Below are 9,320 nucleotides of genomic sequence, written 5' to 3' on the forward strand. Positions count from 1 at the left end.
CGGCGCTGGTGGAGATCTACCAGAACTGCAACATCTTCAACGACGGCGCCTTCGAAGTCCTCAAGGACAAGCAGCAGGCCGAAGAAGCCGTCATCCGCCTCGAACACGGACAACCCATCCGCTTCGGGACCCCGCTGGAGAGCGGCCTGGGCTCCCAGGGCGTCGTACGCGACTCCCTCACCGGCGACCTCAAAGTTGTCCCGGTCACGTCCGAGACCGAGTCTCAGATTCTGGTCCACGACGCGCACTCGACCTCGCCGACGCTGGCCTTCGCGCTCTCCCGCCTCGCCGACCCGGACACCTTGCACCACACCCCCATCGGCGTGTTCCGCGACGTCGAGCGCCCGGTCTACGACACGCTCATGGCCGACCAGCTCGACACCGCCATCGAGCAGAACGGCAAGGGCGACCTCGCCGCGCTTCTGGCGGGTGGCGACACCTGGACCGTCGTCGGCTAGCGCAGCACGCCGTCCGCCCGTCCCCGAAGCCCGGTTCTGATCCTTCAGGACCGGGCTTCGTCGTACGCCGCACGCGCCGTGCCCACGTCGCCGACGCGCCGTTCCGTCCAGATGGCCAGCGCGTGGACCCGCTCGGCGGCCTCGCGGCCGAGGTCCGTGAGGGAGTAGTCGACGCGGGGCGGGATGACGGGCTTGGCGTCCCGGTGGACGAGGCCGTCGCGCTCCAGGGTCTGCAGCGTCTGGGCCAGCATCTTCTCGCTGACGCGACCACCGATCGCCCGGCGCAGCTCGCTGAAGCGGTACGCGCGGTCCTGCAGGGCCAGCAGGATCAGCGTGCCCCAGCGGCTGGTGACGTGCTCCAGGACGAGCCGCTGGGGGCACATCTCGTCGCTGTCGAGGTTCCAGTCCCTTACTCCCATGCCAGTACCTTACTTCAAAGTGGGTACTTTCCAAGAGTTAGCGTGCGGCCTAGGCTCGGTCTCGAACCACTCCAAACACCCCAAAGGGAACTCAGGGAGATTTCAGACATGAGCATCGTCGTCACCGGAGCCACCGGAAAGCTCGGCCGTCTCGTCATCGACGGGCTGCTCGCCGCGGGGGTCCCCGCCGGGCAGACAGCGGCCGTCGTCCGCGACAAGGAGAAGGCCGCCCCGCTGGCCGCGCGCGGTGTCGAGCTGCGCGTCGCCGACTACAACGCGCCCGAGTCCCTCACCGGCGCCTTCGCCGCGGGCGACAAGGTGCTGCTGATCTCCGGCAACGAGATGGGGCAGCGAGTCGCGCAGCACGGCGCCGCGATCGACGCCGCGCGCGCCGCGGGCGTCGCTCTCCTCGCGTACACCGGCGTCCTCGGCGGCCCCGACGCCGACTTCGATCTCGCGGCCGAACACAAGGCGACCGAACGGCTGATCCTCGACTCCGGGCTGCCGTACACGTTCCTGCGCAACGGCTGGTACCACGAGAACTACACGGAGAACCTCGCCCCCGTCCTGGAGCACGGCGCCGTGGTCGCCTCCGCGGGCGAAGGCCGGGTCGCCTCCGCCGCGCGCGCCGACTACGCCGCGGCCGCCGTCGCCGTACTGACCGGCGAGGGCCATCAGGGCAAGGCGTACGAGCTGAGCGGCGATGTCGCGTGGAGCCTTTCCGAGTACGCCGCCGAGATCGCCCGGCAGAGCGGCGAGGACATCTCGTACGCGCATGTCCCAGCCGAGCAGAACCTCGCGAACCTGACCGGCGCGGGCGTGCCCGAGCGGTTCGCCGCGATCCTCGTCGACGTGGACGCGGCGATCGAGCGGGGGCTGCTCGCGGGCATGAGCGGCGATCTGACCCGGCTCATCGGGCGGCCCACCACGCCCCTCGCCGACGCGGTCGAGGCGGCGCTCAAGGGCTGACACGGGGGGCCACGGAGTCGTCATGACCGTCTTTGAGATACGGGTATGACAGGTGGGCCCCTGTGCCGCTACCTTCGTGAGGGCAGCGTGGGGCTGCCGCGCACGAAGGAGGGGCCGTGGACAGCGGAGCAGCGGGGCAGCCGAGGAGTGAAGCGCGTATAGGGCTGCTGAACGGCTTCGCGGCCTACGGGATGTGGGGCCTCGTCCCTCTCTTCTGGCCGCTGCTCAAGCCGGCCGGGGCCGCCGAGATCCTCGCGCACCGGATGACCTGGTCGCTGGTCGTGGTCGGCATCGCGCTGCTGTTCATGCGGCGCTGGGCCTGGGCCGGTGAACTGATCCGGCAGCCGCGGAAGCTGGGTCTGGTGACGATCGCCGCGGCGGTCATCACCGTCAACTGGGGCGTCTACATCTGGGCCGTGAACTCCGGCCATGTCGTCGAGGCGTCCCTCGGCTACTTCATCAACCCCCTGGTCACCATCGCCATGGGCGTCCTGCTGCTCGGCGAACGCCTGCGGCCCGTGCAGTGGGCGGCGGTCGGCGTCGGCCTCTCGGCGGTCCTCGTGCTCGCCATCGGCGCCGGACAGCCGCCGTGGGTCTCGCTCTGCCTGGCCTTCACCTTCGCTACGTACGGCCTGGTGAAGAAGAAGGTGGGCCTCGGCGGTCTTGAGTCGCTCGCCGCCGAGACCGCCGTGCAGTTCCTGCCCGCGCTCGGCTATCTGGTGTGGCTCGGCTCGCAGGGCGACATCACGTTCGGGACGAAGGGCTTCGGGCACGCGGCGCTGCTGGCCGCCACCGGCGTGGTGACCGCCGCTCCCCTGGTCTGCTTCGGGGCCGCCGCGATCCGGGTGCCGCTGTCGACGCTGGGGCTGCTGCAGTACCTCGCGCCCGTCTTCCAGTTCCTGCTCGGGATCCTGTACTTCCACGAGGCGATGCCGGCCGAGCGGTGGGCCGGGTTCGGGCTTGTGTGGCTGGCGTTGACGTTGCTGACCTGGGATGCGTTGCGCTCCGCTCGGCGTAATGCGGTTCGGCTTGCCGGGGTACGTGAGGCTGCTGCCGGGGTACGTGAGGCTGCTGCCGGGGTACGTGAGGCTGCTGCCGGGGTACGTGAGGCTGCTGCCGGGGCGTCTTCCGCTTCCCCTGCGGGGCGGGAGACGGAGCCGATGACTCCCGCCGCCGGGCGGGAAGCGGAGTCCGCAGTCTGACGCTGCCGCCTGCCGTTCTTGTCTGCGGGCGCGTCGTGGCTGGTCGCGCAGTTCCCCGCGCCCCTTCGGGGGCGCCGGCCCCCGGGGCTCAGCCCCAAGCCCCCGCAGCCGCCGCTCCCTTCGCGTATACGCTGAAGTCTCGTGGCTCGCGGCCCAGTACGTCGCGTACGCCGCTCACCGGTGTCGCGTTGTGGCCCTCGGCGAGCCAGGCCAGGACGTCCGCCAGGGCGCGGGCCGCTTCGGTGGGGACGTCGGCTGCGGTCAGTTCCGCCACGTACTCGTCCGGGGTGATGTCCTCGAAACGCATCGGGCGGCCCGAGGCCTCCGCGAGTTCCGCGACCGCTTCGGCGAAGGTCAGCGCGCGGGGGCCGGAGAGTTCGTAGATCCGGCCCGTGTGGCCGTCCTCGGTGAGCAGCGCGGCGGCGACGTCCGCGATGTCGTCCACGTCGATGAACGGTTCCGGCACGTCACCGACGGGGAGCGCGAGGCGGCCCGCCACCAGGGGCGCGTGGAAGATGTCCTCGTCGAAGTTCTGGGTGAAGTTGTTCGGCCGGATCACCGTCCAGTCGACATCCAGCTCGCGGACCACGCGCTCGGCCTCCGCCATGGACGGCTCGAAGGAGTCGCCGTACATCTCGACGCCCCGCCCGGACAGGACCACGAAGCGGCGTACTCCGGCGGCCGCGGCCTGGCCGACGAAGTCGGCGATCGGCTCGGGGTCGGGCGGGCCGACCAGGTAGAGGGCGCTGACGCCCTCCAGGACCGGGGCCCAGGTGGCCCGGTCCGTCCAGTCGAAGCGGGTCTCGCCGGAGCGGGACGCCGCCCGCACGGTCCGCCCCTGGTCCCGGAGCCGGGCCACGACGCGGCGGCCCGTCTTGCCGGTGGCGCCGAGCACGAGGACGGTCGAAGTCGAGGTGGGATTCGAGGTCGAAGTCGAGGTGGGATTCGAGGTCGAAGTCGAGGTCGAAGTCGAGGTCGAAGTCGCTGTCTGCGCTGTCTTGTTGTCGGTCATGGGCTCAGCCAATCGCGTGCCGGGCGGCGGGGACATGGGCGTCCGTCTCGCGGGGATGGGAGTACGTCTACGGCGCTCGGGCTCCGTCTACGGTGGGGGCATGGACGCACTGGGGGATCTGCTGCGCGGCGTACGCGCGGACGGGGCACTCTTCAACCGGGCCGTGCTGAGCGGGCCTTGGGAGTCGGAGCACAGCGAGGGGGCGGCGCTGACGCTGATCGCGGTGGTGCGCGGTGCGGCGCGGATCGCGGCCGCTTCGGGGGAGCCGCGCACCTTGCGGGAGGGGGACGCGGCCATGGTGTGCACGACGGCCCCGTTCACGCTCTCCACCGCGGGCGGTGCCTCTGACGCGTGCGAACTGGTCACCGGTGCCTACGAGTTGGAAAGCTCCGTAGGCTGCCGCCTGGTCAGCATGCTGCCGCCGCTCCTGGTCGTCCCCGCGGGCGACGACTGCATGCCCATCCTGGAGCTGATCGCCGCGGAGGTGGCCGCCGACCGGCCGGGGCGCCAGTACGTGATGGACCGGATGCTCGACTGGATGCTGGCCTGCACCCTGCGCGAGTGGTTCGACCTGCCGGACGCCTGTCCGCCCGGCTGGTACCGCGCGCTCGGCGACGACGTGGTCGGCCCCGCCCTGCACGCCATGCACGACGAACCGGCGCACCCCTGGACGGTGGCCTCGCTGGCCGCCCGCGCCCAGGTGTCCCGGGCGGCGTTCGCCCGCAACTTCGCCGAGCTGGTCGGCAGGCCCCCGATGGCGTACCTCACCGAGTGGCGCATGACACTGGCCGCCGAGCTGCTCGCCGAGCCCGGCGCGACGGTCGCCGCCGTGGCGGGACAGGTCGGATACGCCGACGGCTTCAGCTTCAGCGACGCCTTCAAACGAATCCGGGGCACCGCCCCGAGCAACTACCGCGCCTCGCTCAACGCCGGGCGGGCGGCCTCCGGCTCGCTCAGGGCAGCAGGCTGACCGCCACTCTCGGCCCGAACGGCGGCCGGGCACGCCGGGCACGCCGGTCACGCCGGTCACGCTGACGCGTTCGGCCTCAGCAACGCCACCTTCAAGCGAATCCGGAGCATCGCCCCAACAGCTACCGCACCTCGCTCACCCACCCGGCGCCCGGCCTCCGGCTCGCTCAGGCCAGCAGGCTGACCGCCGCCGCCTCCCACGACCCGCCTGCTCCTGCCTCTCCGCAGGCCCTGTGCCGAGACCAGTGTGCCCAGGAGCGCCATCGCCACCGGGACGACGAGGGCCGCGTGGAACGCGGAGAGGTCCGTTGCCGCGTTCGTGTCCGAGGCGGACAGGCCGTAGACCGCCGTCACGCCCGAGATGCCGATCGCCGCGCCGAACTGGAGGCCGGTCTGGAGTACTCCGCCCGCCAGGCCCTGTTCCTTCTCGGCCACACCGTCCGTCGCCGCGATCATCATCGGGCCGAGGGCCAGTGCGAAGGCGGTGCCTGCCAGGAGCAGGGTCGGGAACATCGCCGCGTACGTCCAGTCCAGGCCGACCGGCAGGAAGAGGCCGTACGCCACCGTCGCCAGCAGGAACCCGGCGAGGATCACCCGTGCGTGGCCGTACCGCGCGACCAGGCGTGGGGTGAGCGTCGGTGCCAGGATCACGTCGCAGCCCATCACGACCAGGGCGATGGCTGTCTGCCAGGACGACCAGCCTCGCAGTTCCTGGAGGTAGAGCGTCAGGACGAACTGGAAGCCCATGAACGCCCCGACGAACAGCAGCGCCCCTAGCGCCGCCGGCACCACCGATCCGGTGCGGAGGATCCCGAGGTTCAGGAGTGGCTGGGCGCTGCGGCGCTCGATTCGTACGAAGGCGGCTCCGAGCAGCAAGCCCGCGGCCGCCGCCCCCGCGGTCAACGGCCAGCCCGCCAGGCCGTGTTCGAGCCGTACGACGCCGTAGGCGAGCAGCAGCATCGCCCCGGCCGCCGCTGCCGCGCCCGGCAAGTCGAAGCCGCCGATGACCAGGCCCAGCGAGAAGCCGCCCGCGGAGGTGCCGGCGAAGACGAGCAGCGCCTTGTTGCGCTCGGGCCCCTCCACGTACGACGTGGTGATGATCGACATCGCTGCGGGCGTCATGAAGGCCGCAGCGAGGCCGGTCACGAAGCGGGCGACGATCAGCGTCAAGGCCGCGGTGGCAAGGCCGCCCAGCCCGGAGAAGACCAGGAAGACTCCGAGGCCCGTGCGCCCATGGTGGCTCCCGGTGAGATGAGGGTTGATGGTTACTCGGCCGGGGGTCGGTTCCCTCTTGTAACCACTGGAAGCCTGCGGCACCATCTGCGGGCAGGGAAGAAGGCACTTTGAAGTCACCGAGTAACTGCGGAGGCACCATGGACGCGGGCGCAGGCACGGGCGCAGGCACGGGCACGGGCAAGGGCACGGGCAAGGGCGTTGACTATGGCGACGCCGATCCCTTCCAGTGGGACACCCGCGAGGACTGCCAGGTCCGGCAGATCCTCGACCGCGTCGCCGACAAGTGGTCGCTGCTCACCATCGCCCTCCTGGAACACCGCAAGCTCCGCTTCACCGAACTGCGCCGCGAGATCGACGGCATCAGCCAGCGCATGCTGACCGTCACGCTGCGCCAGCTGGAGCGCGACGGCCTGGTCAAGCGCACGGTGCACCCGGTGGTGCCGCCACGGGTCGAGTACGAACTCACCGCGCTGGGCGGCACCTTGCACCACACCATCCAGTCCCTGGTGACCTGGACGGAGCGGAACCAGAACGAGGTCGCCGCGGCGCGGGAGGCCTACGACGTGCGGGCCGCGTCCGAAGAGACGGCGGGCTGAGCCGCCTCGCCCCGAGCACGGTGCGCCCTGGCCTTCTGCCGGTTGCCGCAGCGTTCCATCGCGCACCAGCGGCGGCGCCCCGGGCGTGATGTGTCGACGAAGAGCAGGCTGCAGTTGCCGGTGGCGCATTCGCGTACGCGGTCCGCGTACGGCCCGGTGAAGAGGTCGACCGCGTCGCGCATGACGGTCGACAGGAGCCGTGCGCCGGTGGCTCCCGGCACCCACGCGCGCGTGCCGTCCGGTTCGATGCGGGCGGTGAGCGGGGGCTCGGCCGCCGCGGCGTTCACGACGGACAGCTGACCGGGGTCCAGGGGGCGCCCGTGGGCGCGGTCGGCGGTGAGCAGGAACAGGGCGTCGCGAGTGCGCCGTACAAGGTCCAATTCCCCCTCACCCACGGTGAGTTCGAGGTCTGACGGCCACCGGAGGCGGCTCTCCCCCGCCCAGCGCGCCAGGTCCGCGGGCACGTGCAGCACCTCGAAGCGCGCGAACTCCCCCGGGCCGCCCGTCGCGAGCAGCTCCAGGCAGAGCGCGCCCGGATCGAAGTGGAACCTCCGGCCCGTGGGCGGGGCCAGCGTCAGCCCTGGCCGTTCGGCCTGTCCCATGGTGCGCTCCATCACGTAACCAGTATAAATGGTTAGCATGACCCTGCACTGGAAACTCGTCGTCGACGCCGACGACCCGCACGCCCAGGCCGTCTTCTGGGCCGAGACGCTGGGCTACGAGGCCGAGGACAACAGCGCCCTGATCGCCCGCCTCCTCGGCCTCGGCGCCCTCCCCGAGTCCGAGACCATCGAGTTCCGCGGCCGCCGCGCCTTCCGCGACCTGGTGGCCGTACGGCATCCGGACGATCCGTACGACGAGGAGAGCGGCACGGGTCTGGGGCGGCGGATCCTCTTCCAGCGCGTACCGGAGCCGAAGACCGTCAAGAACCGGCTGCACCTCGATGTGCACGCCGCGCCCGGCGAGCGCGAGCGCGAGGTCACCCGCGTCGAGGCGCTCGGCGCGGCGGTCCTGCGGCGCGAGAAGCAGCCGGGGGGCGAGTGGGTCGTCATGACGGACCCGGAGGGGAACGAGTTCTGCGTCCAGTAGGACGGCCTGGAGGGGGGCGACCGGCCCCGCCCCTCTACAGCAGCAGCCGCGACACCATCTCGTCGACCAGACGCTCGGGCTGATAGGGCGCCAGGAGTTCCGGGATGGTCAGGTCGTCCACCATGAGCCCGAACATGGCCAGATAGAGCAGCACCATGCCCATGGTGTCGCCCGGCAGCCCGCTGTCGAGGTGGAAGCCGATGTTGCCCTCCAGCTCGTCGCGGAAGAAGCGCGTCAGCTCGGCATGGAGCTCGGGGTTCCTGGTGGCCATCAGGCGCAGCTCCAGCATGGCCAGATGGCTGCTGCGGTCGGCGCGCATCCGCTCGACGATCTGGTGCATGAAGGTCTTCACCAGCTCGTGCGTCGGCTCGGCCTTGAGCGTCTCGGCCACGTCCGAGGGGTCGGGCGTCAGCCGCCCGCGGGTGCGCCCCGTGATCTGCGCCAGCATGTCGGAGCGGTTGGTGAAGTAGTTGGACGCCGTACCCGTGGGGACGCCCGCCTCGGTGTCGAGGGCGCGCAGCGTCAGCCCGCGCGAGCCCTCGCGGCCCCGACGGATCGTTCGACTTCTTCCCCTTCGAGGGCGAGGTCCGCGACACGATCCTGGCCGAGTACCCCGAGACCATGCCGGTGATCGCCCGTGGCCCGCTGGGCCTCACCGACACCCCCAACAAGCGCTTCGACACGATCCTCATGGGGCGCGGCACCTACGAAGCCGGCCTGCCCGTGGGCATGACCAGCCCCTATCCCCAGCTGAGGCAGTACGTCGTCTCGAGCACGCTGACCGATACGCCCCCGGACGTGACGCTCGTCGCCGACGACCCGGTCGGGCTCGTGCGCGAGCTGAAGCAGGAGGACGGCCTGGACATCTGGCTGTGCGGCGGCGGCAAGCTCGCCGGGGCGCTCATCGACGAGATCGACGAGCTGGTCATCAAGCGCAACCCGCTCGTCCTCGGCTCCGGCATCCCCCTGTTCGAGAGCCCCTTCGCGGTGACCGGTTTCACCGTGTCGGCGAACCGGTCCTTCGATTCCGGCGTCCATATGACTACGTTCAACCGGAAGTGACCGGACATGACCGAGAAGCGGGCCAAGTCCGGTAGGACCTGACAGGAGGTCAGGCGGATGGACGGCCGGCAGCTCCTCGTGACGGAGTACGACGCGGGCACGCCGCCGCGGGCCCGCGTCCTGCCCCGCGGCCGGCGCCCCCTCGTCGCCGTCTGCGCCGGTTTCGCCCTGCTCTCGCTGTTTCTCGTCCCGCTCACGCTCACCCTCGGCTGGGACGAGATCGTCTACGCGAGCCGGTTCGGCCCGTACGCGCCCGCCACCCCGTTCAGCCTGGCTCTTATACACATCTGACGCTGCCGACGAATAGC

The 9,320-nt window shown here is 71.1% G+C and carries 12 protein-coding genes and 1 pseudogene; 8 read left to right on the forward strand and 5 right to left on the reverse strand.

The features are described 5' to 3' along the window. Positions 1 to 458 (forward strand): annotated as a pseudogene (locus tag E2651_RS36810) (2-oxoacid:ferredoxin oxidoreductase subunit beta); the annotation flags it as partial. A 44-nt stretch (positions 459 to 502) separates the two neighbouring features. On the opposite strand, the gene E2651_RS36815 reads toward E2651_RS36810, so the two are convergent. Next, positions 503 to 877 (reverse strand): helix-turn-helix domain-containing protein, encoded by a 375-nt coding sequence (locus E2651_RS36815; RefSeq protein ID WP_135335615.1) that lies wholly within the window; start codon positions 875 to 877, stop codon positions 503 to 505. Positions 878 to 985: 108 nt separating this feature from the next. Between E2651_RS36815 and E2651_RS36820 the strand changes: the two genes are divergently transcribed. Then, entirely contained in the window at positions 986 to 1,846 is an 861-nt protein-coding gene (locus E2651_RS36820; protein WP_135335616.1) for an NAD(P)H-binding protein, read from the forward strand. 116 nt (positions 1,847 to 1,962) lie between these two features. Continuing rightward, on the forward strand, positions 1,963 to 3,048 hold the full coding sequence (gene rarD / locus E2651_RS36825) for an EamA family transporter RarD (protein WP_245239452.1): 1,086 nt from the start codon (positions 1,963 to 1,965) through the stop codon (positions 3,046 to 3,048). Positions 3,049 to 3,136: 88 nt separating this feature from the next. Here rarD and E2651_RS36830 read toward each other — a convergent pair whose 3' ends face one another. Continuing rightward, positions 3,137 to 4,060, reverse strand: a complete 924-nt coding sequence (locus E2651_RS36830; protein WP_135335617.1) for an NAD(P)H-binding protein — start codon at positions 4,058 to 4,060, stop codon at positions 3,137 to 3,139. 100 nt (positions 4,061 to 4,160) lie between these two features. Here E2651_RS36830 and E2651_RS36835 point away from each other — a divergent pair, with 100 nt between their 5' ends. Continuing rightward, a complete protein-coding gene (locus tag E2651_RS36835; protein WP_135335618.1) occupies positions 4,161 to 5,030 on the forward strand; it encodes an AraC family transcriptional regulator in 870 nt (289 codons plus the stop codon). Positions 5,031 to 5,086: 56 nt separating this feature from the next. Here the strand turns inward: E2651_RS36835 and E2651_RS36840 are convergent, their stop codons facing one another. Beyond that, positions 5,087 to 6,349: an MFS transporter gene (locus tag E2651_RS36840; RefSeq protein WP_135335619.1), complete on the reverse strand. Its 1,263-nt coding sequence runs from the start codon at positions 6,347 to 6,349 to the stop codon at positions 5,087 to 5,089. Between the two features lie 53 nt (positions 6,350 to 6,402). Here E2651_RS36840 and E2651_RS36845 point away from each other — a divergent pair, with 53 nt between their 5' ends. Beyond that, a complete protein-coding gene (locus E2651_RS36845) occupies positions 6,403 to 6,861 on the forward strand; it encodes a helix-turn-helix domain-containing protein (protein ID WP_135335620.1) in 459 nt (152 codons plus the stop codon). Here E2651_RS36845 and E2651_RS36850 read toward each other — a convergent pair. After that, positions 6,822 to 7,463 carry a CGNR zinc finger domain-containing protein gene (locus E2651_RS36850; RefSeq protein ID WP_245239453.1) on the reverse strand — a complete coding sequence of 214 codons (642 nt, stop codon included), beginning with the start codon at positions 7,461 to 7,463 and terminating at the stop codon, positions 6,822 to 6,824. The two genes, E2651_RS36845 and E2651_RS36850, sit on opposite strands and share 40 nt — an antisense overlap. 37 nt (positions 7,464 to 7,500) lie before the next feature. Here E2651_RS36850 and E2651_RS36855 point away from each other — a divergent pair, with 37 nt between their 5' ends. Further along, a complete protein-coding gene (locus E2651_RS36855; protein ID WP_135335622.1) occupies positions 7,501 to 7,950 on the forward strand; it encodes a VOC family protein in 450 nt (149 codons plus the stop codon). A gap of 34 nt (positions 7,951 to 7,984) precedes the next feature. Here the strand turns inward: E2651_RS36855 and E2651_RS36860 are convergent, their stop codons facing one another. Then, positions 7,985 to 8,398, reverse strand: coding sequence for a TetR/AcrR family transcriptional regulator (locus E2651_RS36860; protein ID WP_245239454.1), 414 nt, complete (start codon positions 8,396 to 8,398; stop codon positions 7,985 to 7,987). A gap of 173 nt (positions 8,399 to 8,571) precedes the next feature. Between E2651_RS36860 and E2651_RS36865 the strand changes: the two genes are divergently transcribed. Together E2651_RS36865 and E2651_RS36870 are read left to right on the forward strand one after the other, a co-directional pair. Then, positions 8,572 to 9,012 (forward strand): dihydrofolate reductase family protein, encoded by a 441-nt coding sequence (locus E2651_RS36865; RefSeq protein ID WP_135335624.1) that lies wholly within the window; start codon positions 8,572 to 8,574, stop codon positions 9,010 to 9,012. A gap of 57 nt (positions 9,013 to 9,069) precedes the next feature. Further along, positions 9,070 to 9,303 carry a hypothetical protein gene (locus E2651_RS36870; protein ID WP_135335625.1) on the forward strand — a complete coding sequence of 78 codons (234 nt, stop codon included), beginning with the start codon at positions 9,070 to 9,072 and terminating at the stop codon, positions 9,301 to 9,303. Positions 9,304 to 9,320: the final 17 nt, after the last annotated feature.

The sequence above is a fragment of the Streptomyces sp. MZ04 genome (genome assembly GCF_004684775.1).
Lineage (GTDB): Bacteria > Actinomycetota > Actinomycetes > Streptomycetales > Streptomycetaceae > Streptomyces.

What these genes read in the sequence shown, in the direction of transcription:
- E2651_RS36850 (WP_245239453.1), bottom strand. Translation starts at nt 7,463, where the DNA reads ATGGGACAGGCCGAACGGCCAGGGCTGACGCTGGCCCCGCCCACGGGC.
- E2651_RS36830 (WP_135335617.1), bottom strand. Translation starts at nt 4,060, where the DNA reads ATGACCGACAACAAGACAGCGCAGACAGCGACTTCGACCTCGACTTCG.
- E2651_RS36815 (WP_135335615.1), bottom strand. Translation starts at nt 877, where the DNA reads ATGGGAGTAAGGGACTGGAACCTCGACAGCGACGAGATGTGCCCCCAG.
- E2651_RS36855 (WP_135335622.1), top strand. Translation starts at nt 7,501, where the DNA reads ATGACCCTGCACTGGAAACTCGTCGTCGACGCCGACGACCCGCACGCC.
- E2651_RS36835 (WP_135335618.1), top strand. Translation starts at nt 4,161, where the DNA reads ATGGACGCACTGGGGGATCTGCTGCGCGGCGTACGCGCGGACGGGGCA.
- E2651_RS36865 (WP_135335624.1), top strand. Translation starts at nt 8,572, where the DNA reads ATGCCGGTGATCGCCCGTGGCCCGCTGGGCCTCACCGACACCCCCAAC.
- E2651_RS36820 (WP_135335616.1), top strand. Translation starts at nt 986, where the DNA reads ATGAGCATCGTCGTCACCGGAGCCACCGGAAAGCTCGGCCGTCTCGTC.
- E2651_RS36840 (WP_135335619.1), bottom strand. Translation starts at nt 6,349, where the DNA reads ATGGTGCCGCAGGCTTCCAGTGGTTACAAGAGGGAACCGACCCCCGGC.
- E2651_RS36845 (WP_135335620.1), top strand. Translation starts at nt 6,403, where the DNA reads ATGGACGCGGGCGCAGGCACGGGCGCAGGCACGGGCACGGGCAAGGGC.
- E2651_RS36860 (WP_245239454.1), bottom strand. Translation starts at nt 8,398, where the DNA reads ATGCTGGCGCAGATCACGGGGCGCACCCGCGGGCGGCTGACGCCCGAC.
- E2651_RS36870 (WP_135335625.1), top strand. Translation starts at nt 9,070, where the DNA reads ATGGACGGCCGGCAGCTCCTCGTGACGGAGTACGACGCGGGCACGCCG.